Below are 24,128 nucleotides of genomic sequence, written 5' to 3'. Positions count from 1 at the left end.
GATGGGGTTATAAGCTTTGAGAATTAACAAATATATCAGTGAGACCGGGTATTGTTCCCGGCGTGAAGCGGATAAGCTGGTAGAGAGCGGGAAGGTGACGATCAACGGCGTTCAGGCGGTGCTGGGCAGCCAGGCGGAGGAAGGGGACGACGTCCGCATCAACGGCCGGCCCCTGCAGGAGAAGAAAGAGACGCATGTCTATATTGCGCTGAATAAACCGGTTGGAATCACCAGTACAACGGAGCAGCATATCAAGGGCAACATTGTGGACTTCGTGGGCCACTCGGAGCGGATTTTTCCGATCGGCCGGCTGGACAAAGATTCCGAGGGGCTCATCCTTCTGACGAGTGACGGCGACATCGTCAATAAAATACTGCGGGCCGAAGGCAAGCATGAGAAGGAGTACATCGTCACGGTAGATAAGCCGGTTACGCCGTCCTTTTTAACAGGCATGGCCAGCGGGGTGAAGATTTTGGGCGAAATGACCCTTCCCTGCAAGGTCACGCGGATCTCGGAGCGGGTGTTCAAGATCATTCTGACCGAGGGGAAAAACCGGCAGATCCGCCGGATGTGCAGCGCCTTCGGCTACGAAGTGCGCCGACTGCAGCGGATTCGGATTATGAATATCCACCTGGGATCCCTGGGCAAAGGGAAATGGCGCGATTTAACGCCGCAGGAAAAGGAAGAGCTTGGACAGCTGCTGAATTACCGCCTCGGATAGAGGGCAGGCCTGATACGGGGTGAGGACTTCAACCTGTAATAAAAGGCCGGAAGACCATTCCCTGAGACATGTGCCGTCTACTATTCAAAACAGGCTGCTCCCCTCTGCCGAAGGGAACAGCCTGTCCATTAGTTATCGCTATGCTATTTTTTATTCGTGGTTACCGGGATTTGCTCGCTGATATTCTGGTACTTCCGGATGATGGATACCTCGACGCGGCGGTTTTTAGCACGGCCGGCTGCAGTATCGTTGGAAGCCACGGGCCGGAACTCGCCGAAGGCGGTGGAGGTGAATTTGGCCGGGTTGAGCTGCTTGTTGGTGAGCAGAATCTTCAGGAAGTTCAGCGCCCGGTTGGAGCTCAGGTCCCAGTTGGACGCGTACTCGCTGTTCGAGATCGGCATATTGTCCGTATGGCCGGACACGACGACGTCATACGTCGGGAACTGCTGCAGCATGCTGCTGATGGCGAGCGCCAGCTGGCGTGACTCAGGCTTCACCTGAGCGCTGCCTGAAGCAAACAGGGCGTTGTCGCTGATCGTGATCGTAAGCTGCGATTGGTTCAGTTTGGTATCCAGCTGGTTCGTCAGGCCGTTCGTTTTGATATATTGATCCAGCTGCTGCTTCAGCTTCTCCAGGTCTTCCTGTTCCTGCTTGGCCAGCTGGGCTTTCTGTTTCTTGTCATTGTTATTCATGACGATGCTCTCTTGGGAGTCTTTTTTGCCCTGGTCCATATTTTTATCCATCGGCAAATTCGACCTGAAGTTGAGCACGCCGTTTCCGGTGCTGAGGGCATTGTTGAAGGCCTGGCTCATTTCCTCAAATTTCTTGGCGTCCGTGGCGCTCATGGAATAGAGAACGATAAACAGGGCCAGCAGCAGTGTCAGCAGGTCGGCATAGGGAAGAAGCCAGGATTCGTCGGCATGCTCCTCATGCGGTTCATGTCTAGTCTTCTTGGCCACCTGAACCATCCTCCTTCTCATTCATTTGAGCGCGCTCGGAAGGGGTTAAGAAGACGGAGAGCTTCTGGCTGATCGCAATGGTGGATACGCCGGATTGAATCGACAGCAGTCCTTCCACCATCATGAGCTTGAGCTCCACTTCTTTTTTGGACAGGCGTTTCAGCTTATTGGCGATCGGGTGCCACAGGACATAACCGGTAAAAATACCGAGCAGCGTCGCAATAAAGGCCGCGCCAATCGCGTGGGCCAGCTCGGCCATATTCTCCATCTTGGTCAGGGCGGCGATCAGGCCGACGACGGCACCAAGCACCCCGAGGGAAGGAGCATACATACCGGCCTGGGAGAAGAGCAGGGCACCTGCTCGGTGACGCTCTTCCGTCGCCGCAATATCTTCCATCAAGACGTCGCGGACGAACTCCTGGTCGTTACCGTCGATAATCATACGCATACCGTTGCGCAGGAAGGCGTCGTCGATTTCTTCGACCTTGGTCTCCAGAGCGAGGAGGCCTTCCCGGCGGGTGATGGAGGCCCACTCCATGAACAGGGTGATGAGCTCTTGACGCTGCATGAGTTTTTGTTTGACGAAGGTCATTTTTAACAGCTTTGGGAATTTTTTGACCTCAGACATCGGAAAGCCGATAAACAGCGTAGCGGCGGTTCCGGCGAGAATAATGACATAAGCGGCGGGCGTCAGCAGGCTGACGATCGGGGCGCCCTTCAGCACCATGCCGACTAGGACTGCAACCACACCGAGTATCAGGCCAACAATCGTTGAAATTTCCATTGCACACCTCATCCATGAGAAATAGAATTGAATCCTTTCGGAATCGACCGCGTTTACATCCTTGCAACATGGTCGCTTTCACAAAAAACGGTTTATATTATTTATCGACACCATTCTCTTTTTTTTTAAGGGATATTTTCCGGTATAATGAAATGACAAGGTTCATCTGTCCTACAAAATCAAGTCTGAGCACCATACCCTGAAGGGAATAATCACAGCACAAACGGGTGACGAATGGCCCACTTGAGACCCTGACACAGGGGCGCATGGAGCAGGGCATTCACCATTCACAATAATCGCTTATAGATCGTATGAGTAACTAAACTTCGATATGGAGGGAATGGCATGGGTGTTAAGCATGGTCGTGACTATGACGGCATATTGACCGATTTGACGGCAGCTGTCGGTGAAATTCCGGACAGTTATTTATTTTTTGAAATGGCGGAGCAGGATTGGATGCAGCTGGGCATCGAAGAGAAGCGTGAGGTGCATGAGGCGCTGGCGGAGGATTTGTTCTATGCGCTGGGAGCCGAACCTGTCATCACCGTTGGAAGCGGTATCGTGATGTATGACAAGGACCATCACCGGATCAACCTCTTGATCGGCGACGAGGAGCTAACCGTAGTCTCACTGATATAGTCCCTGGGGCCGGATGGATTTTTTAAACCCGTCCATGGTAAGATTATTCGTATGTACTCTCCTTGGAGAAGCATGATTACATTCAGGGATGAATACAATGGGTAAAGGTTTTTCGCCCGAGCATACATTAATGACACATCCTGGTGAACCTCGGGGATGTTAGGTTTCAGGGAGGAACGGAAGAATGGTATATACGCAAGAAGAAGTAGAAACGCATTTGTCTAAGCTGGAAGGCTGGGAGCTTGAAGAGGGCCGCTGGATCGTGCGCAAATACGTTTTCTCCAATTTCATGAAGGGCATTTCCTTTGTGGATGAGGTTGCGGCCATTTCAGAGGCTTTTGGCCACCACCCCTTTATTACGATTGATTATAAAAATGTGACGCTGCGTTTGACTTCATGGGATGAAGGCGGGATTACGTCCCTGGATGTCAAGGAGGCTCACCAATTTAACGAACTGTTCGAAAAAATGCGTTCCGGCGAAAAAAGGTAACGGGAATAATGCAGCAAATAAAAACACGCTTTGCGATGAACGTCCCGTTCTTCCAAAGCGTGTTTCTGTATGCGCTACAACCGTTATTTCTTCTCAGCCAACCACTGGGCCACATTGGCGATCTCTTCAGCTTTCAACTTGTCTTTAAAGGATGGCATGCCGCCTTTACCTTTAGTGATAATGGTGTAAATCTCTTCAGCGGACAGTTGGCTTCCGATCTTTTGAAGGTTCGGGCCTACGGCACCCTGAAGCTGATCCCCGTGACAGCTAATGCAGCTCTGTGCTTTAATCGTAGATTCGGCCGCTGCGGCGTCCATCGTAACTTCCGGCATGGTCGGCTTCTCTTCTTCCGCCACCTGCTCTTTGCCTGGAAGCGTAAACATGAGCACAATTGCCATAACCACTGCGATCGTTAATACACCGCTCATGATCCATTTTTGCATCCGTTTTCGTCCTTTCTATGTAAACTGTCATTCTTCATTCCTTCATTATAACGGAACAAGCCATCACATCAAATAGTTTGTGTCAAAAAAGCAAACGAATCCAAACTTGGGGCCACCAAAAATACACAAATTTGTACCATTTTTATGATGATGGAATTTTCAAGTTAGATCCCCTCATAGACCATACAGTGAAACAGCTGTTCACCTTCAGGGGTCAGCTTGGGGTAGGTATCAGCGATGACAAACCCCGACTTCCCGTAAGCCCGGATGGCCCGCTTGTTCCATGTATGCACTTCAAGGTCGATTTCGTCCCCAGGCCGTTTTTCACGGGCTGCGCTGACCACAGCCTGCATAAAGCTCTTACCCAGCCCCTGGCCGCATAAATCAGGCCGCATGCCAACACCAAGCCGGGTCACGCCTGCCAAGGGAAAGAACTGCGCGAATCCGCACAAGGTATGTTCAGCATCCAGGACGGACACATATTGGCTTTGCCTCACCTCAGGATCACCAAATTCGACGCCAAGCGCCTCCATCTGATCCCACGGCAGCCAGCCGTATAAATCGTATGGAGGTTCGTACGCCCAGCCGCAGACGGTCTCAGCATGCTCCCGGGTCATGGGAACGATCATGAAGCTCTCATGTTGGAGGTTCATGTGCAGATCTCCCTTCCAGACCTCCCTGTAGGATTTGAACATTAGAGAAAAAATATTCCGGATTGCCGCAGATATCTGTTTAATTCCGGAATAGAGGGGTAAATGAGGAGTAGCGGGCGGGAATGGAAGGGTTACCCATTTCTGTCCGCAAAAAATCCCGCAAAAGGAGATTTCGGCAAAAATCTCATTCTACGGGATCTCGTACCCTTGCTTTACCTGCATTACTGGACGTCATCTACGTCCTCGGAATCGACGGCGGCGGTTTTGTATTTATCCGTACTCATGATTCGTTTGGCGCCAACGTAGCGGTTGACGTAGTAGCTGTCGCTCAGAGAGCTGATGATCACACCGCGAGAAGTGGAGGCATGTGCGAATTTTCCGTCGCCGACGTAAATTCCGACATGGGATACTCCGGCTCCCGATGTATTAAAGAATACCAGGTCGCCTGCTCTCAGATCACTGCGGGATACGGCCGAACCCATGCTGAACTGGGAACCAGACTGATGGGGCAAATCGATGCCCAATTGATCAAATACGTACATTGTAAATCCCGAGCAGTCAAATCCGCTTGTTGTGGTTCCGCCCGTTCTGTACTTGGTTCCGATCGCACTGTCGATCACTTTATCCATCTTGGAATCCGCGAAAGCGCTTCCTGTGCCGACCGTGAGCACGATGGCGAAACTCATGACTGCTGCTGCAAGCTTCTTCTTCAAGTAAAATACCCCTTCCGGCGCCTGCGAGGTTAGCTTAAGGATTCGGTAGAAGGCCCCCTATGATCCCTCTGAAGCAAGATCAATTCACCCATAACTGGTTCCCCCGCTTTCCTTAGTGTGAGGAAATTCGGCATGAACTTTTTACACTATGTATAATTCCCTGTTACTTCTTATTCGTTCGCAACTTTGTGTCAGGTAAAGATTACAAAGTTGTTACTATCGCTGGGACTATTGTAACAAAGGAATCGGACTTTGGCAATTGTTTCTAACAGAAAAAGAAGATTTGTAGGAAAATTTATAGGAAATGATGTTTATTTGTTGGACGAGTGGGTAAAAGAAATGACAAGGGTGGAAAAAACAGGAGAAAATTGTGGATTTACTCGTTTAAAAAAATTTTTGAAATGCTGTTACCTTTTCGGTGGTTCGTACGTCTAATAAGTAACAACAAACCCGCGGGGCGATTTCGGCAAAAATCAGCGGCGCGGGTTGTTCTGGATATGCATTGTTTTCGAGAGATAATCAATTGTAAACCGCAGCTTGGTATTTGGCCGTACTCATGACCCGTTTGGCGCCAACGTAGCGGTTGGCGTAGTAGCTTTGGCTCAGTTTGCTGATGGTAACGCCTTTCGAAGAGGACGCGTGCGCGAATTTTCCGTTGCCGATATAAATGCCGACATGGGAAACGCCTGCGCCTAGGGTGTTAAAGAAAACCAGGTCTCCTGCTCTCAGCTGGCTTTTGGAAACAGCGGTACCTGTTTTATATTGCGCAGCCGATACACGCGGGAGGGTTAACCCCAGCTTTTGGTACACGTAACGGGTAAAACCGGAGCAATCGAAGCCGTTCGTAGTTGTTCCGCCGGTTTTGTAAGAAACGCCGATCGTGTTGTTAACGATGTGATTCAGAGATGAATCCGCAAATACGCTGCCGGTGCCCATGGAGAACGCAAGTGTAAGGCCCAGCGCTGCGGCTGCCAACTTCTTCTTCAAAAAAATAAACCCCTTCCAATGCCTGCGAGGTTAGCTTAAGGATTCGGTAGAAGGTCCCCTATGATCCCTCTGTAGCGAGATCAATTCACCCAAAATTGGATCCCCCGCTTCCTGGTGCCCGGGAATTCGGCTCGTGATGATTGCACCGGAAATGGACATGCTGACAAGTTACCTATAATCGTACATACCAATCAAATGAACGGACAAATGATGAAATCAGTTACAGCAAAGTCAAAATCGTTACAGCAAAGATTACAAAGTTGTTACTAAGTTCGTACTCGGATTATTTTAACAGAGGATTTATACTTTGGCAAATGGTTAACAATCATTTTACAACAAAAACCCCGCCTCTTTTCAACAGAAAGAGACGGGGTTCTTCTTTTATCAGCGGATTAAAGTGATGACAAAATTTTAACTATTCCGAAATATTTTTTTTCGTACGGTTCATTTGCTGATGCCACAAATCATATTGGGAGGAGATATTCCATAATTTAAAGATACAGCTGACCATATGATAGCCCTGCTGGATAATCAGAGTGGCAAGCCCTGCCCAGATCAGAGAGACGCTGCTGGTAATGCCATACAAGAGCAGGCTGACCGCGCCTAGCAGAACGGATATGCCGATGACCGGCAGCGCGCTTCGCAGGCAGACCCAGAGCGAGGAGAACATGCTGGTTCCACCGGTTTTGCCGAACTGCATGAACAGAATCATCTGATGGACGATGTAGCAGTACAGAAGCCAGACCGCAATGTACGGGATGCAGTGAAGCAGCTGGGCATGGTTTTGGATCGCGCTGAGCAGGATCGGATACATCTTCGGGATTATCCAGTATAACGGAGCGGCGATAAGCACCCATTCGATCAGGTGAAAAAGAAACACCGTTTTGCCGTGCAGCTTCATGCCCTGGAAGAAAAACAGTCCGCGTTCCCCCTGATGCTCCCGGTGCAGGCCGTAGAAGATGCCCGCGTGGATAAAAGGGGTCAGCAGCATACGGAGGGCGACCATCCCCAACAGAACCCACAGATAGGTATGCACGGTGCTGCTTTGGGTCAAACTCATTTGTCCCTCCACATAATAGAGGACCTGGCTGAGTTCAGTCGGCGGGGGATCGGGATACCGCATCAGCAGCGGCACGACCGCCGAATCGATCAGACGGTACAGGAAGTAGCCCCAGAGCAGCTGGTACAGGAACATGATGATCATGACATAAAATTGGTCTTTGACGCTTTTCCAACCGTTAACAATATAAGATTTCACTGCTCTCACCTCACCAGGACAGACTTCCAAGCAGGGTTTCAATCAGCTTGGTAATGCTTACGTTCCAGCGGAGGAGCACTTTATGATCCATGTCCGCCTTCAGGTAGTTGTTCACATGTTTGTTCTCCAGCACGATCGTATAGCCGGGATCGATCATGGCCCAGGCCAGCGGGGAGCTGTATGTCAGCTTGAACTGGGTGCTGGCGTTTTTTACGTCCCAAACCTTTTTGATCTGATGCCCGTCCGTAAACGTGAACAGTATCGGCACCTGCGGCAGATCGCCGCCCTTTTTGCTGACCTTCACCAAAGAATCGTACCGGGGCTGCGCCGAATCCTTATCCTTGCGCACCGTAATTTCGTCGACCGAAAAATCGGCCATCTGGCTGCCGTATACATATTGATCGAAGAAGGTCTGCCACGACTTGCTGGTTACCTGCTCGACCACCTTTTGAAAATCTGCCGTGGCAGGATGCTCGAAACGATATTTCTTCGCATAGGTGGACATGATTTTCTTCATGGTCTGGGCGCCGGTCAGCGTCTCCATTTCTTTCAGGACCATCTTGCCGCGGTAATACACGTTCAGCGCATATTGATTCTGCGACGTATATTTCCAGGCGTCCTGGGTCAGCGGCGCAGGCGAAGCGATGAGCGAGGACTGGATCGGCAGATTGGGGATGACGCCGTATTCCTGCTCCATCAGCTTATCCTCAGCGTAGGAGGTGAAGCCTTCGTCCAGCCAGGCCTCCTCGAACTCGTTGCTGGCGATCATGCCGTAGAAGTACTGATGGCCGATTTCATGGATGACGGTCCGCTCGAGGTCGTAACCCGGGGAGTCGTCCTTGGCCCCGAAGGCTGTAATCAGCGTCGGATACTCCATGCCGCCTGCCCCGTTGCCTGCTTCGGGCGGAACGACGATAGACAGGGTGGAGTAAGGATACTTCCCGTACCATTTGCTGAAATATTTAAGCGCGGCCTTGGCGGCGTAGAAATAGCGCTCCTTCAAATCCTTGTGGGCAGGATCGAGATACAGCTTGATCCGGACCCCGGGCACCTCCGCTGAAGAGAACGGCTCCTCGGCGACGATAAAGTCGGGGGATGCGGCCCAGGCAAAGTCATGTACGTCGTCAGCGTAGAACTGATAGATCTTCTCGCCGTTCTTGATCTGTGAGTTCTGTACCGGGAAACCGGTTGCGGCCACCGTGTAGTTCTTCGGTACGTGAATGCGGACGCTGTAAATGCCGAAATCGGAGTAGAATTCCGAATTTCCATGGTACTGGTGCAGGTCCCAGCCCTCGCTCGTCCGGCCGCGCGTTCCTACGGGCTCGTAGACGGCGATTTTGGGGAACCACTGTCCGGCCATGACAAAGTTACCGGCGGTCCCCATTCGGGCGAAGATCTTAGGCAGTTGGACTTCGAATTGCATGGTCAGCGTGATGCTTTCGCCTGGTTTCACCGGCCGCGGAAGACGCACTTTCATCAGAGTCTTGTCCTTCGTATTGCCGTCATCCGGCTGCACGTATTGAATCCGGTGCATCAGCGACAGACCGTCGGCAGTCTTCATCGCAGTCAGTGTCATGGACCCAAAGCCGTCGGCGGGCATCGTGTCATTGCGCAGCTTACCGCCGGATTCCTTCATAAATGTCGTATCCATGGAAGCGAAGGCGTTCGGATAGAGGTGAAAATACAGCTCGTTTACCGTTTTTTTGCCGGGATGGGTCCAGGTCAGGGTCTGGGTTCCTTTAATTACCCGGCTGTCCGGATCAAGGGTCGTATCGATGTGATATTCCACCACCCGCTTGCTGAGCACCTCCGCGGTCGGCTGCTGGACGCTCTCCATCGGTGACGGAGGCTTGTAAGCCGCTGGAGGCTTGGCCTGATCCGGAGCGTAGGAAGGCATGGACTCGGGCGAATCCTTAAAGACGAACCACAGTGTTCCCGTAATCAGGAGTACAAGAACGAGAAAGGATAAAAAGACGAGTTTGGCGCGTGCTGGGGCCATATACGAATACCTCCCGTTGACAAGCATCTACAGCATGTATATGTTGGCTTTCCAGCGATTATTAGTTAAAATAAAATTAAGTTGGACGGGTATCCACAAATTGCGGAGGCGCAGCGCAGCGTTTCTGTTTTCAAATAGGAGGAACATCGGAAATGGATAACAAAGAACAGGTAGGCAAGAAGCCCATTGCACTAAATATCGTCAGCGGCAAGAGCAAGCACAAGATGGGCTTTGGGGCAGGCTCTATCGATCTGAACAACATTTCTCCGGTCATTATCGACCGCGGCGAAGCCGTCATCGATATCGGAGCGATGCACGCCAAGAGCAAGCCGGAGCGCCGCATTCGCTTTACGCCGAACCGGGAGGAAGTCCCGAACGGACGCCAGGTGTGGATCGTATGGGTCGCGGTGGACCGGAACGAGGATGGACAATTCTACGGCGGTGCCACGGCCAGTGAGATGTGGATCGATGAAGAAGAGAGACGGGGCTGGAAAGTCCTTGCCGATCACGTGAACCGGATGGATGCCGCGCTGAAGCGGAAATTTATGCTGGACGAATTGGGATCTGAGGAAAAGACGCTGCTGAAGAACCTGCTGGTGTCGCATAATGAGCAGTGGTGGGAAGCTTCGCCGGATGAGCTGAAGAAGGCGCTGGAGGTATAGCGTAAATCGCGGGCTCTTCTCGTTATAAGAATAAAGGACCTGTATTCTGCTGACGGATGTTTCGTATCTGTCGGCAGGGCAGGTCCTTTTTTGCATGGCATGAAGGGACAGGGTCTCGTGTACAGCAAGGAATTAACCCCTTAGCGAAAAAGGCAGCGGCTCAGGGGCTTTGACCGACACGTACGGATGGCCGTCAATATAAAACCGCCACGGCTTGAGGGCGTACTCCTCCGCGTAATCAATATTGATCCGTGGAGACTGGATGATCGGGAGCTCATCAGCCCGGTCGCCGGACTCAAGCCGCAGCGGGCTGTCCGCATGACCGAGCGCGCAGCCGTTCAGGCTGCGGTCGATCCGCAGCGCGCGGCACAGCTTGCCGGGGCCGTTGCACAAGTTGGCGGCTTTGCCGGAGACGCTGCCCCGGTACCGGCGCATCAGCTCGGCGTCATGCCCGCTTAGCGGCTCCACCGCCCGGATGAGCACGGCCTGCGGGTCGTCCGCGTCGCCGACGACAACGTTGACGCAGTGGTACATGCCGTAAATTAAATACACGTAGGCCAAGCCCCCGGCGGCAAACATCGTCTCGGTCCGGGCGGTGCGCCGGTTGCCGTAGGCATGGCTCCCTTTGTCTTCGGCGCCGCCGTAGCTCTCGGTCTCCACGATCCGGCAGCGGATTTCTCCATCTTCGGTCTCCCGGACCAGCGTCTGGCCGAGCAGGCGGGGCGCGGCTTCCAGCGCGGTCATGGCGAGAAGCGAGGGGGAGATCAGCTGGCTGCCCTCGTTACCCCGGTTCATCATCAGGATCACCTCTTCGGGTTAGTTCATTCTATATATATAACCGGAATTCAGCGCGAAAGGCAAAAGGTAACCCTGCAAAGCATGGCTTGAATCCTTGGTCCGGTGTATCGGGCTCCCTGGGAGAGGGGGCCGCCAAATCGATGCACTTCAATAGAAGGCAAAAAAGGGAGCGGCTTTACCGGCTCCCTTTTTCAAATATGGTTTTCTGGCAGTACTCAGCCTAGTCTAGCCCCCGTATCTTTATGACGCGCTGCGTTTAGTCAGTCAGCCACCGCTTAAAGTCGGACCACCAGGAGTGTTCTTCGGCCTTGTTCTTCACGTCTGGTTGTTCCTTCTCCCCGCCGTGAAGCGAGCAGTATTCGGTCGGTTCCGTACCTGCGATGAATACCTCAAGCTTCTTGTGGGGGCAATCGGCTGTGGCGATCTTGCCAGATTCTTCATCAATGTAGACGCTGACGACGCCACTCGGAATCGTGAAAATTTTCGGCGGTACGTTCTCCAGCGCTTTCTCAGTGTACTGGGCAAAGATGGGCGCTGCCCGGTGGGCGTCCGTCGTCGTAATCGTTTTGCCCTTGTCAAAACCGACCCATACGGCGGTCGCAAGCTCCGGCGTATATCCGACCAGCCAGGCGTCGGTATCGGTCGTTCCGGTTTTGCCGGCCACGGGACGCTTCATGATGGAGGATACGCGGTTACCGGTCCCTCCGGATTCAAATACGCTCTCCATCAGATGCGTCAGCACGTAAGCCGCCGCCGGATCGACGACCTGCTCGCCGGCGGGCTTGGGAGCCTCGTAGATTACCTCGCCAGCTGCATCGGTAATCTTCAGCACGGCGACCGGCGGGATCCGCTTGCCATTGTTGCTGATCACCGCAAAGGCGGACGCCATTTCGAACGGACTGATCGGCGAAGTCCCGAGCGCCAAGGAGGGGACGGACTCGAGCGGGCTGACGATGCCGAGCTTGCGCGCCGTGGCGATCACGTTATCCGCCCCGACCTTCAGCATCGTATTGACCGCGTAGATGTTGTCCGAGGCCGCGATGGCCTGCTCCATGTTGATCTCGCCCAAATATTTGTCTCCATAATTGCTGGGCTGATACGTTTTCCGGTTGTTGTCGTAGTGAAACAGGGTCGGTTCGCTGTTAAACGTCGTGAGACCCGTCATCGTCTTTGAAGACAATGCTGTTAAGTACATAATCGGCTTGAAGGAGGAGCCGGGCTGGCGCGTCTTGGCCAGCGCATGGTTGTATTGACTCTCCCTGTAGTTCTTGCCGCCGACCATCGCTTTGACATAGCCGCTTCGCGGGTCGATCGACACGAGCGCGGTCTCCAAATCGCTGGCCGAATCCATGCCTTTGGCCACCGCCTCCTCAGCCGCTGTCTGGGCATGCGGGTCCAGGGTCGTATAAATGTTAAGACCGCCGTGATCGAGCATGTCCTCGCTGATGCCGAGCTGGCTGGTCACCAAATTTTTTACATAATCCCGAAAATACGGCGCCGTCAGGTTGGATTTCTGCTGTCCCTGCGGTTTGATCGCCAGCTTCTCGGCTGCAGCCTGGTCCGCCTCCTTCTGGGTAATATCGCCAGTGGCCACCATGGTGCCCAGGACGATCTTCTGCCGTTTCTTGGCGTTATCCAGATGGGTGTAGGGCGAGTAATAGGTCGGCCCCTTGGGAATCCCGGCCAGCAGCGCGCTTTCCGCCAGGTCCAGCTCCTTGGCCGGCTTGCCGAAATACATTAGGGAGGCTGCTTCGATGCCGTAAGCGCCGTGACCGTAGTAAATTTCGTTCAAATACATTTGAAGGATTTCATCCTTGGTATACTTCATCTCAAGCTGAGCGGTGTACATGGCTTCCTTGATTTTGCGGGACCATGTTTTTTCATGGGATAAATATAGATTACGGGCAAGCTGCTGCGTCAGGGTGCTTGCGCCCTGAACCCGGGCCATATGCTCCAGGTTGACGAGTGCCGCGCGTCCCATGCCCTCCAGGTCAAACCCGAAATGGCCGTAGAACTTGCGGTCCTCCACCGACAGGGTCGCCTTCACGAGCAGCGGTGAAATTTGATTGAGCTTGATGGGTTCGTAGCTGCGCCCGCTGGCCGAAAACGTGGCGATAATGTCGCCTTGACTGTCCAGAAGGCGCGAATTGCGGTCCGTATCGGCAAGCGGAAGGTTTTTTTGATACAGCCAGCCGAGCAGAACGCCCCCCGCGATCAGAAGGAGGACGACCATGCCGGTGAAGAGCTTTAGCATCAACAGGAACCGGTTTTTCCGTTTGGGCCGCCGCGTGAATAGGTTCGCCATGTACTGTAGCCCCTTTCCTTACTTAAGAGAATGGAATGTATAGCTTTTCAGCGGAACTGAGCAATCTGATACTTTCATTATGGGAAATGCAGGCAGCAGATATTCACGCCGAGCCCGGGATTCACGGGAAAAGCGCTCGTCCTCCCGGTCATACAGGGTGAGGGGGCATACAGAGCCACCTGAGGGATAAAAAGCCCGTGCTGACGCGGCCTTAGCCAGGGGACGAAGCGTTAGGAAAGTGTTTCTTTACACGAATTTCTTCTATCGCGTATAATTCAAAGGATGTGTTTATACATCGGCAGTTTGGTACAATAAAGAAGATGTACGTGCTACTCGAGAACATGCGGCAGGGAAGATCAATCCCTCCTTTATCCTGGGAAAGAAAGAAGGTAATGACGATGGAATTGTGGTTCACGGAGAAACAGACGCCCGCATTCGGTATTACTGCCAAAATCAAACAAACGTATGTAAATGAAAAAACTGATTTTCAGGATCTGGCCATGGTAGAGACTGAAGAGTTTGGAAATATGCTGCTGCTTGACGGAATGGTGATGACGACCGAGAAGGATGAATTCGTATACCATGAAATGGTGGCGCACCCAGTGCTGAATACGCATCCGAATCCGAAGCACGTCCTCGTCGTAGGCGGCGGAGATGGCGGCGTGATCCGCGAAATCATCAAGCATTCGAAAGTGGAAAAAGCCGTGCTCGTCGACATCGACGGCAAAGTCATCGAGTACTCGAAGAAGTACCTGCCGTCCATCGCGGGCAAACTGGAAGACCCGAAGGTAGAAGTGCAGGTGAACGACGGTTTCATGCACATTCACGAGCACAAGAACGAATACGACGTCATCATGGTCGACTCTACGGAGCCTGTGGGCCCGGCTGCTCCTCTGTTTGAACGCGGCTTCTACCAAGGCATCTATGAAGCGCTGAAGGATGACGGCATTTTCGTGGCGCAAACGGACAACCCTTGGTTTAAGGCCGACTTGATCCAGAAGGTGAACAAGGATGTGAAGGAAATTTTCCCGATCGTGCGCGTTTATGCGGCGAACATCCCGACATATCCGAGCGGCTTGTGGACATTTACGATGGGCAGCAAACAATACGATCCGCTCGAGGTGGACGAGTCGCAAATTCCGGAGATGGACACGAAGTACTACACGCCACGCCTGCACAAGGCGGCTTTCGTATTGCCTAAATTTGTGGAAGATCTGACGAAATAGGGGGAGGCAACATCATGAAACTAGACCAAGCTTATTCGGGCAACGTATTTATTTGCAGCTCGGACGATTATGAAAATTCCAAGGCGGTCATTTACGGCATGCCGATGGACTACACGGTCAGCTTCCGTCCGGGATCCCGGTTCGGTCCGGCGCACATCCGCCAGGCTTCCGTGGGTCTGGAGGAATACAGCCCTTACTTGGATAAAAGCATTCTGGATCTCAAATACTTCGACGCCGGCGATCTGCTGCTGCCGTTCGGCAATGCAGGACGCAGTCTCGAAGTGATCGGCGAGTACGTGGGCAAACTGCTCGGCGACGATAAATTTCCGATCGGGCTCGGCGGCGAGCACCTGGTGACCTGGCCGGTCATCCAGCAAATGTACGCGAAGTATCCGGATCTGATCCTGATCCACATCGACGCGCATGCCGACCTTCGCGAGCAGTACGAGGGCGAGCCGCTGTCGCACTCGACGCCGGTCCGCAAAGCATCCGGGCTGATGGGCGGCAAGAACATCTACCAATTCGGCATCCGCTCCGGTTCGCGCGAGGAGTTCCAGTATGCCCGCGAGAACATTAACTTCTATCCGTTCGACGTGGCGGCTCCGCTTCGGGAAGCCTTGCCGCAAATGGGCAATCGTCCGGTATACGTCACGATCGACATCGACGTGCTCGATCCGTCGGCGGCGCCGGGAACGGGAACCGCGGAAGCGGGCGGCATCACTTCCAAGGAGTTGCTGGAGGCGGTGCACCTGATCGCCAATTCCGAAGTCAACGTGGTGGGCTGCGACTTGGTGGAAGTGGCGCCGGTCTACGACCATTCGGAGCAGACCCAGATCGTGGCGGCGAAGCTGATTCGCGAAATGCTGCTCGGATTTGTAAAATAAATGAACGTAAAGAAGCACCCGATTATAACCGGGTGCTTCTTTTTTGTGCCATCGTACGAGGATGGTGATCAGAGATTCATCCGTGAGAGCTGCGAAGCTAATCCAAGCTTTTACTCAGCTTGACGATTTGGTTCCAGCCGTCGTCGATGCTGATTTTTCCGAACATGATCGACTGCGTGATGTTATCATACTCCTTCGTGAAATTGGCCCAGCCGCCTTTATTGCCGGGACCCGGGTCGAATGCGGCCCCGTCCTTGGACACTTCGTTGATCAGGCCCAGCGCGTTTTTGTCGACATCGGTGAACTTAGGCTTGAGCGCATCAGCGACGGTCTTGTTGACAGGAATCCCGCGGGAAGTGCCGAGGATGTCGCCGGCTTCCTGGCTGTTGACGAACCAGTCGATAAATTTCTTCGCTTCGTCTTTATATTGGCTGTTGGGGCTGACGCTCCAATACATGGAGGCTTTGAGCCATCCCCCCGCCTGCGTCCCCCGCGGCTGGGTCGTCAACGCCATTACACCTGGTTTCAGGGCGTCCGTTCCGCCGAATTCCGCGGCATGCGCGCCCCGGAGCAGAATTTTCTCCTGAATGAGCAAATCCATCTGCGCGTCCTGCGATTTATCCGACACCGTCACATCCGGCGGAGGCACAAGATGGTCCTTGCGCAGCTGTGCCCATTTGTTCATCCAATCTTTCCAGGTGGTTTCGTCGTAGTGGAACTTCCCGTCCTTGCTCATCGAGAAGCCTTTGCCCATGCTCAATTGATAGGACATGTAGGATGCGCCGTCTGCCGTCAAATCCCGGGTCAGGTATTGGTCTTTGGCCAATTTCGGCTTCAGATCGCGGGCCATGGCGAAAAACTCATCCCATGTCTTGGGAGGCTGAACCCCGAGGCTGTCCATGATCGTCTTGTTGTATACCATGCCCCAGGCGTTGTTGCCGAGCGGCATCGCGTACAGCTTGCCTTGATAGGTGCCGGTTTCGAGCAGGGCCTTGTCGATGTTATCCGTCGGAATGGACGAGAGATCCTCCAACCGGCCGCTGGAGGCCCAGTCGTTGAACCAGGCGGCATCCATCTGGAAAATATCCGGGGTGTTTTTCCCTGCGGACTGGGTCGAGAGCTTGTCCTGGTATCCGTCAAACGATTGGTATTCCGGCTCGAACGTGATTCCCGGATTGTTTTTGGAGTATAAATCAAGCGCTTTCAAGGTTGCGTCGTGACGGGCCTGCGAGCCCCACCACATGATCCGCAGCGTGATGGACTTGCCGTTTCCGGTGCCCGCAGCTCCGGTTTCTTCCTTCTTGACCCCGCTGCAGGCGGATAGAACGAGGGACAGCATAAGGACGGCCGCAGTGCCTGCGGCAAGACGTTGCCATGATTTTCTCATTGGTTGAACCTCCCTTAAGTAACGGAACTCTTTCTTGCTCTAAGGTACCAAGCCGAGGAACATCCGCGTAGCGGACGATCCTACAAATCGTTTCAGTATTTTACGAATATCGGCGAACTGCCGGCAGCGTTTGTCCTGTATGCTGGGCGGAACCAGGATCGGCTGTAGCTGCGTCAGGCCCGATAGAACTCAGTCGGACTGCGCCCGGTATGCTTTTTGAACAGCGTGGTAAAGTACGGAACGTTGCGGTATCCGACCAGCTCGGCAATTTCGGCGATGAGCAGCTTTTTCTCCAGAACCATGCTTTTGGCTTTTTCCATCCGGACCCGGGTCAAATAATCGCCGAACGTCTCGCCGGTGAACTGGCGGAACAGGGTGCTCAAATAATTTTTGGAAATATAGACCTGATCGGCGACATCCTGGAGGTGGATGTTTTCGGCGTAATGCTCGTGAATGTACTGAATGATAAACTCCACCGTTTCCTTATGCTTCAAGTTCTCATTGGGAGTAAACCGGCGGCAGATCCGCTTAACCTTCTCGGCCACCCAGGCCTTCCACTGCTGCGCGTTTTCTATCAATCCCAGCTCCTTGGACAGATCCGCAGGAGGCAGCTCGTCGTCAAGCTTGTGGCCGGAATCGTACAGCGTGAAGGAGAGGATGGCAAACAGCTGTGTCCCGAGGGCTGCCAGCTCGCTGGGAGATAGCTGTGCCACGCCGCTGTCGCTGCTTGCGAAATCCTCCAGCGCAAGCAGGGCCCGGGGCTCATCGAAGGTCCGAACCGCATCCGCCATTTCCTGAAAAAATCGGACCGGACGCACGTTTCGCGCTGCCGGATGCCGGAAGCCGGCTTCGGTGTAGACGTAGACGCAGGGATGGTTTGCATCCGGCTCGCGCCGCTCGGCCAGGGCCTGGAAGGCCTCTTCCGTGGAATCCGCAATAGCCGTCCAATCATCTTTCCGGAGGCCCGCTCCGATACGCAGCTTGACCTGAAGGTAACGGTCCACTGACTCAATGATGCGCCCGGCCAGTGCCAGCACCTCGGAGCGAAACGCTTCTGCGGGCCAGGAGAGGGGCTTATACAGCAGCAGGGTCATATGGTGACTATGCAGCTCTAAAAAGTAGCTCCTCAGTCCATCCTGCCTGGCCAGCTCCTCGACCGTATTACCGACGGCAAAGCGGAACAGGTGCCAGTCCCGGGCAGAGATGCCCTCCGTCCGACCCTGCCGCTTGATTTCCAGGGCCAGCATCATGAACTGGGCGCCTTTCCAGCCAAGCCGGTCCAGCATCCGGTACGGTCCGGTCGGCGGGGAAAAGGTCCCGCCCGTGAGGACCGATTTCACCCATTCCCTCTCCAGGTAGGGCTCGTACTGCATCAGCCGGTCCTGAAGCTCCTGCTCCCGGTTCTCTGCCGCTCTTTTCTCCGACAATTCGGCGATTACGCGCTGCAGTACCTCACGGATCGTAGCCGGTGAGGCAGGTTTGGGCAAATAATCGTCAACCTGCAGCCGCAGCGCTTTGCGGGCATAATCAAAGTCCGAGTAGCCGCTTAAGATGATGATTTTGCCGTCAAACTGCTGCTTGCGTAGCTGCTCGATCATTTCCAGCCCGTTCATGACCGGCATATAGATGTCCGTAATGACGATATCCGGCTTGGCAGCTCTGATCAGCCGGAGCCCCTCTTCACCGTCCATGGCCTCCCCGATGGGGCGGATGCCGAGCTGCTCCCAGGGAATGAGCCGCGACATCCCCCCAAGCACCTGCCGGTCGTCATCCACGATCGCGAGTGTCCACATCACTTCGTCCTCCTTCCAAATCCGGCTGCTGCGTCAGCTTCGGAAGATAAATTTCAGCCTCGGTGCCTGATCCGCCGGTACGATTCCGGAGCGATACGCCGAAGGGCGGACCGAAAAATACTTGAATGCGCTCGGTTACATTACGGATGCCGTATCCGCCCGTCGGATGGCGCCTCCGGGTTTTCCAATCGTCCCGCAGGCCGACGCCGTCATCCCGGATCCGGATCCGGATGCCGCGGTCCTCTGGCACGGCATTCAGGACGATTCGGCCATGGCTGCGTCCATGGAAGCCGTGCACGATGGCGTTTTCCACGAAGGGCTGCAGGGTCAGCTTCGGAATCAGAAGCTGCCGCAGTTCCTCCGGACATTCGATCTCCCAGTCCAGACCTTGGCCCCTTTTGAACTGCTGAATTTTCAAATAGCATTCGACGTGAAGCAGCTCATCCTGCATCGGGATCAAGGATTCGCCGCCGGACAACCCGATACGGAACATTTGCCCCATCAGTTCAAGCACCCGGCTGATCTCCTCCTGGCCGGCCTCCAGCGCCATCCAGTTCAGCTGATCCAAGGTGTTGTAGAGAAAATGGGGGTTGATCATCGCCTGCAGCGCCTTGATTTCCGCCTCGCGCTGCGCCTTGTACTGCTGTTCCAGCGATTGGTACAGCGTCTCGATCCGCTCGGTCAGCTTGCGGTAGCCGCTGAAGAGACTGCCGAATTCGTTGCGGTATTCCGTAGGCAGCGGCAGCCCCTTCTTGCCGGGATTGAATGCCTGCATCAGCTGGACCAGCTTCCGGATCGGCACCGTGAAATTCCTCGAAAGGAACAGCGTGAAGAACACCGACAGCAGGATGGCGGCAGCCCCGATCGCAGCCATGGTCCATGCCAGGCGGACACTTCCACCTGTGATGTCCTTCCATGGCGTAAGCTCGACCAGCATCCAGCTGCCGGGGGCCGTGCGGGACCAGACGGTCAGCATGTTCTTCTCCGGAAGCGAGCCTGCCGCTTCCAGCAGCTGATGCGCATGGCCGGCATCTCCGCTGACCTCCTTCAGGATGGCATCGATTTCTCCGGGAGGCGGAGCGATCCGGGTGTGCATGATCATCCGGCCGCCGGAATCGAGCAGCAGCCGGCTGGCCGAGGAATTGTCCTCGGTCAGGATATCCTGCAGAAATTTGACGCGGACGTTAATAATGAGAATTCCGCGGTTCACCCCGTCCGGCGTCGTGATTTTACGGATAAAGCTGATGACCTGCTGCTTCCCCTGCGGCGAGCCGACCTCGCGCTGTCCGATCCAGACGAAGTCGGCTTTGTCGACGGCCGGATACCAGCTTTCCCGGCTGGCGTAAGCTAGCGGGAGGTACTGAATGTTGGCGTTCGGGTCGACTTGCAGCGGATTGCTCATATAGATCTGAAAGGAGAACATCGAGCGTGAACTGTTCAGCATCGGCGCCAGATAATCCCGGTTCAGCTCGTCCCTGGCCGTTTTGCGGGCATAATAATCTCCTTTCATCGTCAAATAATTGACCAGCGGGGAGTTGATGGCTACAGCGAGCGAGGTCTGCTCCACGGCGCTCATCTGGTCGGTGAGCTGTTTGTTGAGCTGCTGCAGCACCGCCTGTTGATACATGGAGGCGCTGTCCGCCTGCTCATTGGCGGAGAACCGGTAGCTGACGATCATCATGATGGTGATCAGGACCGCGATAAAAGCGGCAAAGCTGAAGAAAAACACATAATCGATACGGAACATGCGAAACGGATTCATGGCTTTTCCCCTCCTCTTGGGTGCGGCGATGCCATAGCGTTAACGCGCTGCTATCCCAAAGCGGCCGTTCACGGCGCGCCGGGAGAGAGACTTACGTTGACGATACGGTCCGGAAGAAAAGCATGGAATGAGCGAGTCCCCGTGATTCCGTTATTGCGCTCCAGGATGACTAGCCTTTCAGCCCTGACGTAGCAATGCCCTCGACGAAATGCTTCTGCGCCAGGAAGAAGATCACGACCGGCGGCAGCACGGAGAGCAGGGACACGGCAAGCAGCTGACCCCACGGCACGGCCGACTGGGAATCGATGAACATTCGGAGCGCCAGCGGAACGGTATATTTGTCCACGGTATTCAAATAAATCAGCGGACCGAAGTAATCGTCCCAGCCCCAAATAAACGAGAAGATCATGACCGTGATCAGCGCCGGCAGGGTCAGCGGCATGACGATGCGCAGGTAGATGCCGAACCAGGTGCAGCCGTCGATTTTCGCCGACTCGTCAAGCTCCCGCGGAATGCCCCGGATGAATTGGACGATCAGAAAAATAAAGAAGGCTCCCCCCATGGCCGACGGGACGATCAGAGGCAGATACGTGTTGATCCAATCGAAAGAATGGAACATCGTATACTGCGGGATGAGCGTGACCTGGCCCGGCAGCATCAGGGTCATCATCAGGATGGAAAACCACAGCCCTTTCAGCGGAAAGGTCAGCCTGGCGAACCCGAAGGCCACCAAGCTGGCCGAGATGACGTGCAGCACTGTGGTCGCCACGTTCAGCTTGAGGCTGTTCATGAAGAAGCGTGTAAACGTATACTTGGGCAGCGCGTTCCAGCCTTCCGTATAATTCTGCCACAGCCATACTTTCGGGAACAGGGAGGGCAGGCTGATCTCGGCCGTCGATTTGAAAGAGGCGCCGATCCACCAGAGTACGGGGTAAAACATCACAAAGCAGAACACGATCATCAGAATATGAACCAGCCAATTTTGTTTTTTCAGAACGCCTGTCATTTGCGACCCTCCGTTTCCGTTTCGTAGAACACCCAATATTTGGATGCGATAAAATTAATCGCTGTGGCGATGCCGATAATGACCAGCAGGATCCAGGCCAGTGCCGAGGCGTAGCCCATCTGCAGCGAACCGAAGGCTTTGTTGTACAGGTACAGGGCAAACATTTCAGTCGAATTGACCGGACCCCCGTTGGTAACGACAAACGCCGAGGTGAACATCTGGAACGCGTTGATGATCCCCATGATCAGGTTGAACAGGATGACGGGCGACAGCATGGGCAGCGTAATCCGGATGAATTTGCGAAAAGGTGTGGCCCCGTCCACGGAGGCTGCTTCGTACAGCTCCCCGGGAATCTGCTTAAGACCAGCCAGAAAAATAATCATCGACGAGCCGAACTGCCACGCCGTCAGCAGCACCAGGGTTCCGAGGGCAGTGGAGGGTGTTCCGATCCAGTTCTTCGGGGCGATGCCGACTAGAATCACTAGATGGTTGATAAATCCGTTGAGGCCGAAAATGTTGCGCCACAGCACGGCCACCGCCAGGCTTCCCCCGATCAGGGACGGCAGATAAATGATCGTGCGGTAGAAGGAAATACCCCGGATATTCCGGTTGAGCAGCATAGCGACCAGCAGTGCTGCCAGCAGCTTCAGGGGGACCGAAGTAATGACGTACAGGAAGGTCACCTTCAGCGAGTTAAAAAAGAGCCGGTCCTGCGAAATATCCTGATAATTTTTGAGCCCGATCCAGCGGGCTGGTTCCAGCAGGGAAAACTCGGTGAAAGATAAATAGAAGGATTGAATAATGGGCCACAGCTGTAAAATGAGAAAACCCAGCAGCCAGGGGGCGATGAACAGGTAGCCGGCCAGCGGGGCGTTCCAGCGTCCTTTCAACGTTTTGGCAACCGCTTTCATGTTTTTGCCCGGCTGGGCCTTGTCCGCCGCCGGTATCGTTTGTGCATTCAAAATCAATCACCTCACGCCTTTTAGTAGCTCTCATTGTATCGTGGGCTGAACCTTACCTGTAGTCGAAGGATGCACAAATTCTTTCACTATTGAATGGTGTTTGCTCCTGTTTGGCTTGCTTCGCTCTCTTGTTTTGCGCTGTGCGCAAAGCCAAAGTCGCTCACCAATCCAAACACTCGCATGCTACTTTTGGAATGAGGAAGAGGATGTTTTTTTGCGAGTGGGGAATCCCCAAAGAGGGTAATGTAATCGATATGGAGGTGTCGTTATGATCATGAAAAAGCTGCTTAGAAACTCTTCCTTGGCTGCCGCTGCGCTTATGCTGATGCTGCCGGCGGGATGGGGATTATCCCCAACGCAGACTTCGGCCGCCGCCGCGGCGCCTGCTCCCTGCGGAAGCGGCGATCACGGCCTGCTTCAGCAAGAGCAGAAACAGCATATGGGGGAAGGCGCGGACCCGCTTCATTTTACCGATATTCAGTTTCTGAACGGGTCGACGGGCCGGGCGGCAGGAACCGGGTTTATGATCGGCACATCGGATGCGGGGTGCCACTGGCAGGAAATTTACACGGGGAAATGGAACTTTGCCCAGATTAAATTTACGGACAACGTGAACGGATGGGCCATCGCCACCCTTCCTTCCCACCAGACCACGCATCTGCTCAAGACGGTGGACGGCGGATCGCATTGGAAACAGGTGTATACGGCCAATCTGCCGTTTAACCGGCTGGAGGCGCTCGGCAAGAACACGGTGTACGGCTACACGCAAAATGGCGCCTACCGGACCGATAACGGCGGGAACAGCTGGGTGAAAGTCCCTACGCCGGCCAATACGAGATATGCGACGTTTCGGGATAAGAACAACGGGTATGTCCTGGTCGTTGTTCCCGGTTCTGGCTATAAAGTACTGGGCACGGCCGACGGCGGGCACAGCTGGAGCACGAAGCTGAACGTGAAATTTGACTCCCCGTACCCTGCGGGCGGACAAATTTACAGCAAGGACAATCAGGTCTGGGCGCTGTTCTATGGCGGCTCAGGCATGTCCCAGGTATCCTATTCGCTGTATGGCAGCACGGATCAAGGCGTACATTGGAAGCGCGTCATCGCCCAATCCACGGCAGGCGGAGGCCCGGCTCCCGGCAGTGGGGCCGCTGTCGTTAATCAGGGGCCGGCCCAGCCAGGCGGACACCCCGGCAACATGCAGCTGATCGGCAAGGAGACGGCCTTTCTGTCCGGCGGCTCTCCGGCGGGCGGCATGGTGTCTGTCGGCGTGACTTATAATGGAGGAAAGACGTGGAAGAACGTAAAGCCGTCCATTAATGGTTACGATTCACGGATCTCCTTTACGGACGGCAAGACGGGCTGGCTTGTGGTGACCAGCGCCACCAAATCGTCGATTTATGCCACCCATGACGGCGGTGCCAGCTGGAACCGGAAGTTCGCATTTAAGGAAGCGTTGAATCCTTAAACGGAAGTAACAAGGTACGAATGAAGTTGCAGTAACAGTCATAAGGCGGGGCTGCCGGTTATTACTGGCGGTTCCGTCTTTTTTTCGATGACGGCGTGGGTTTCCCGGAATACGAATCCCCGGCGCTGTGAAAGCTGTACAGTAGCGGCAGTCTGCGGCAGGCACGGTTTGTATTGAATTGATACAGCGAACTGGATATAGTAGTACAATAGGAAAGAATAGATTGGAG

Annotated in this window: 22 protein-coding genes and 2 riboswitches; of the genes, 7 read left to right on the top strand and 15 right to left on the bottom strand. The window is 54.2% G+C overall.

The genetic code is table 11. The features are described from left to right. Positions 1–16: 16 nt before the first annotated feature. On the top strand, positions 17–721 hold the full coding sequence (gene rluF / locus GCU45_RS16490) for a 23S rRNA pseudouridine(2604) synthase RluF (RefSeq protein ID WP_145950250.1): 705 nt from the start codon (positions 17–19) through the stop codon (positions 719–721). A 143-nt stretch (positions 722–864) separates the two neighbouring features. Here rluF and motB read toward each other — a convergent pair whose 3' ends face one another. Together motB and motA are read right to left on the bottom strand one after the other, a co-directional pair. Then, positions 865–1,680, bottom strand: coding sequence for a flagellar motor protein MotB (gene motB, locus GCU45_RS16485; RefSeq protein ID WP_152399681.1), 816 nt, complete (start codon positions 1,678–1,680; stop codon positions 865–867). Continuing rightward, positions 1,664–2,464 (bottom strand): flagellar motor stator protein MotA, encoded by an 801-nt coding sequence (motA, locus tag GCU45_RS16480; protein ID WP_105444927.1) that lies wholly within the window; start codon positions 2,462–2,464, stop codon positions 1,664–1,666. The genes motB and motA overlap by 17 nt, the downstream gene beginning before the upstream one ends. Before the next feature lie 345 nt (positions 2,465–2,809). Here motA and GCU45_RS16475 point away from each other — a divergent pair, with 345 nt between their 5' ends. Beyond that, a complete protein-coding gene (locus GCU45_RS16475; RefSeq protein WP_105444926.1) occupies positions 2,810–3,103 on the top strand; it encodes a hypothetical protein in 294 nt (97 codons plus the stop codon). Between the two features lie 184 nt (positions 3,104–3,287). Continuing rightward, entirely contained in the window at positions 3,288–3,593 is a 306-nt protein-coding gene (locus tag GCU45_RS16470) for a 4a-hydroxytetrahydrobiopterin dehydratase (protein ID WP_076176937.1), read from the top strand. Between the two features lie 83 nt (positions 3,594–3,676). Here the strand turns inward: GCU45_RS16470 and GCU45_RS16465 are convergent, their stop codons facing one another. The 6 genes from GCU45_RS16465 to GCU45_RS16440 form a co-directional block, all read right to left on the bottom strand. Next, positions 3,677–4,036: a c-type cytochrome gene (locus GCU45_RS16465; RefSeq protein ID WP_145142702.1), complete on the bottom strand. Its 360-nt coding sequence runs from the start codon at positions 4,034–4,036 to the stop codon at positions 3,677–3,679. A 164-nt stretch (positions 4,037–4,200) separates the two neighbouring features. Continuing rightward, positions 4,201–4,689, bottom strand: a complete 489-nt coding sequence (locus tag GCU45_RS16460; protein WP_152399680.1) for a GNAT family N-acetyltransferase — start codon at positions 4,687–4,689, stop codon at positions 4,201–4,203. 221 nt (positions 4,690–4,910) lie between these two features. Continuing rightward, complete coding sequence (locus GCU45_RS16455; RefSeq protein ID WP_373309650.1) at positions 4,911–5,402, bottom strand: C40 family peptidase; 492 nt, start codon at positions 5,400–5,402, stop codon at positions 4,911–4,913. Between the two features lie 3 nt (positions 5,403–5,405). After that, positions 5,406–5,545: riboswitch (cyclic di-AMP (ydaO/yuaA leader) on the bottom strand. Positions 5,546–5,921: 376 nt separating this feature from the next. Continuing rightward, the gene (locus tag GCU45_RS16450) at positions 5,922–6,389 is read right to left on the bottom strand and encodes a C40 family peptidase (protein WP_105444923.1); all 468 of its coding nucleotides are present in this window, start codon (positions 6,387–6,389) and stop codon (positions 5,922–5,924) included. A 4-nt stretch (positions 6,390–6,393) separates the two neighbouring features. Further along, a riboswitch (cyclic di-AMP (ydaO/yuaA leader) is annotated at positions 6,394–6,531 on the bottom strand. A 273-nt stretch (positions 6,532–6,804) separates the two neighbouring features. After that, positions 6,805–7,647, bottom strand: coding sequence for a hypothetical protein (locus GCU45_RS16445; protein ID WP_152399679.1), 843 nt, complete (start codon positions 7,645–7,647; stop codon positions 6,805–6,807). Between the two features lie 10 nt (positions 7,648–7,657). After that, positions 7,658–9,646 carry a M1 family metallopeptidase gene (locus GCU45_RS16440; RefSeq protein ID WP_152399678.1) on the bottom strand — a complete coding sequence of 663 codons (1,989 nt, stop codon included), beginning with the start codon at positions 9,644–9,646 and terminating at the stop codon, positions 7,658–7,660. Positions 9,647–9,798: 152 nt separating this feature from the next. On the opposite strand from GCU45_RS16440, the gene GCU45_RS16435 reads away from it, so the two are divergent. After that, positions 9,799–10,308 carry a YwhD family protein gene (locus GCU45_RS16435; protein ID WP_152399677.1) on the top strand — a complete coding sequence of 170 codons (510 nt, stop codon included), beginning with the start codon at positions 9,799–9,801 and terminating at the stop codon, positions 10,306–10,308. Between the two features lie 132 nt (positions 10,309–10,440). Here the strand turns inward: GCU45_RS16435 and GCU45_RS16430 are convergent, their stop codons facing one another. Both GCU45_RS16430 and GCU45_RS16425 read right to left on the bottom strand, forming a co-directional pair. After that, positions 10,441–11,106 (bottom strand): DNA-3-methyladenine glycosylase, encoded by a 666-nt coding sequence (locus GCU45_RS16430; protein WP_152399676.1) that lies wholly within the window; start codon positions 11,104–11,106, stop codon positions 10,441–10,443. Positions 11,107–11,362: 256 nt separating this feature from the next. Beyond that, a complete protein-coding gene (locus GCU45_RS16425; protein ID WP_152399675.1) occupies positions 11,363–13,411 on the bottom strand; it encodes a transglycosylase domain-containing protein in 2,049 nt (682 codons plus the stop codon). 398 nt (positions 13,412–13,809) lie between these two features. On the opposite strand from GCU45_RS16425, the gene speE reads away from it, so the two are divergent. Both speE and speB read left to right on the top strand, forming a co-directional pair. Beyond that, the gene (gene speE, locus GCU45_RS16420) at positions 13,810–14,637 is read left to right on the top strand and encodes a spermidine synthase (protein WP_152399674.1); all 828 of its coding nucleotides are present in this window, start codon (positions 13,810–13,812) and stop codon (positions 14,635–14,637) included. Between the two features lie 14 nt (positions 14,638–14,651). Next, a complete protein-coding gene (gene speB, locus GCU45_RS16415; protein ID WP_152399673.1) occupies positions 14,652–15,521 on the top strand; it encodes an agmatinase in 870 nt (289 codons plus the stop codon). 97 nt (positions 15,522–15,618) lie between these two features. On the opposite strand, the gene GCU45_RS16410 is transcribed toward speB, so the two are convergent. The 5 genes from GCU45_RS16410 to GCU45_RS16390 form a co-directional block, all read right to left on the bottom strand. Beyond that, a complete protein-coding gene (locus GCU45_RS16410; protein ID WP_076176948.1) occupies positions 15,619–16,908 on the bottom strand; it encodes an ABC transporter substrate-binding protein in 1,290 nt (429 codons plus the stop codon). 173 nt (positions 16,909–17,081) lie between these two features. Continuing rightward, positions 17,082–18,701: a response regulator transcription factor gene (locus GCU45_RS16405; RefSeq protein WP_152399672.1), complete on the bottom strand. Its 1,620-nt coding sequence runs from the start codon at positions 18,699–18,701 to the stop codon at positions 17,082–17,084. Next, positions 18,676–20,463 (bottom strand): cache domain-containing sensor histidine kinase, encoded by a 1,788-nt coding sequence (locus GCU45_RS16400; protein ID WP_152399671.1) that lies wholly within the window; start codon positions 20,461–20,463, stop codon positions 18,676–18,678. The genes GCU45_RS16405 and GCU45_RS16400 overlap by 26 nt, the downstream gene beginning before the upstream one ends. A gap of 169 nt (positions 20,464–20,632) precedes the next feature. After that, positions 20,633–21,469 (bottom strand): carbohydrate ABC transporter permease, encoded by an 837-nt coding sequence (locus tag GCU45_RS16395; RefSeq protein WP_076176951.1) that lies wholly within the window; start codon positions 21,467–21,469, stop codon positions 20,633–20,635. Next, complete coding sequence (locus GCU45_RS16390) at positions 21,466–22,431, bottom strand: carbohydrate ABC transporter permease (RefSeq protein ID WP_105444917.1); 966 nt, start codon at positions 22,429–22,431, stop codon at positions 21,466–21,468. The genes GCU45_RS16395 and GCU45_RS16390 overlap by 4 nt, the downstream gene beginning before the upstream one ends. Before the next feature lie 268 nt (positions 22,432–22,699). On the opposite strand from GCU45_RS16390, the gene GCU45_RS16385 reads away from it, so the two are divergent. After that, the gene (locus GCU45_RS16385; protein ID WP_152399670.1) at positions 22,700–23,899 is read left to right on the top strand and encodes a YCF48-related protein; all 1,200 of its coding nucleotides are present in this window, start codon (positions 22,700–22,702) and stop codon (positions 23,897–23,899) included. Positions 23,900–24,128: the final 229 nt, after the last annotated feature.

It is taken from the genome of Paenibacillus cellulositrophicus (assembly GCF_009363095.1).
Taxonomy (GTDB): Bacteria; Bacillota; Bacilli; order Paenibacillales; family Paenibacillaceae; genus Paenibacillus_AQ; species Paenibacillus_AQ favisporus.
This window is presented reverse-complemented; position numbering and strand designations above follow the sequence as displayed.

Excerpts from the sequence above, each read along its gene's own strand:
- GCU45_RS16395 (WP_076176951.1), bottom strand. The coding sequence starts at position 21,469 with ATGACAGGCGTTCTGAAAAAACAAAATTGGCTGGTTCATATTCTGATG.
- GCU45_RS16475 (WP_105444926.1), top strand. The coding sequence starts at position 2,810 with ATGGGTGTTAAGCATGGTCGTGACTATGACGGCATATTGACCGATTTG.
- GCU45_RS16440 (WP_152399678.1), bottom strand. The coding sequence starts at position 9,646 with ATGGCCCCAGCACGCGCCAAACTCGTCTTTTTATCCTTTCTCGTTCTT.
- speE (WP_152399674.1), top strand. The coding sequence starts at position 13,810 with ATGGAATTGTGGTTCACGGAGAAACAGACGCCCGCATTCGGTATTACT.
- GCU45_RS16465 (WP_145142702.1), bottom strand. The coding sequence starts at position 4,036 with ATGCAAAAATGGATCATGAGCGGTGTATTAACGATCGCAGTGGTTATG.
- GCU45_RS16400 (WP_152399671.1), bottom strand. The coding sequence starts at position 20,463 with ATGAATCCGTTTCGCATGTTCCGTATCGATTATGTGTTTTTCTTCAGC.
- GCU45_RS16460 (WP_152399680.1), bottom strand. The coding sequence starts at position 4,689 with ATGAACCTCCAACATGAGAGCTTCATGATCGTTCCCATGACCCGGGAG.
- GCU45_RS16405 (WP_152399672.1), bottom strand. The coding sequence starts at position 18,701 with ATGTGGACACTCGCGATCGTGGATGACGACCGGCAGGTGCTTGGGGGG.
- GCU45_RS16470 (WP_076176937.1), top strand. The coding sequence starts at position 3,288 with ATGGTATATACGCAAGAAGAAGTAGAAACGCATTTGTCTAAGCTGGAA.
- GCU45_RS16435 (WP_152399677.1), top strand. The coding sequence starts at position 9,799 with ATGGATAACAAAGAACAGGTAGGCAAGAAGCCCATTGCACTAAATATC.
- GCU45_RS16425 (WP_152399675.1), bottom strand. The coding sequence starts at position 13,411 with ATGGCGAACCTATTCACGCGGCGGCCCAAACGGAAAAACCGGTTCCTG.
- speB (WP_152399673.1), top strand. The coding sequence starts at position 14,652 with ATGAAACTAGACCAAGCTTATTCGGGCAACGTATTTATTTGCAGCTCG.
- GCU45_RS16410 (WP_076176948.1), bottom strand. The coding sequence starts at position 16,908 with ATGAGAAAATCATGGCAACGTCTTGCCGCAGGCACTGCGGCCGTCCTT.
- GCU45_RS16385 (WP_152399670.1), top strand. The coding sequence starts at position 22,700 with ATGATCATGAAAAAGCTGCTTAGAAACTCTTCCTTGGCTGCCGCTGCG.
- motA (WP_105444927.1), bottom strand. The coding sequence starts at position 2,464 with ATGGAAATTTCAACGATTGTTGGCCTGATACTCGGTGTGGTTGCAGTC.
- GCU45_RS16430 (WP_152399676.1), bottom strand. The coding sequence starts at position 11,106 with ATGATGAACCGGGGTAACGAGGGCAGCCAGCTGATCTCCCCCTCGCTT.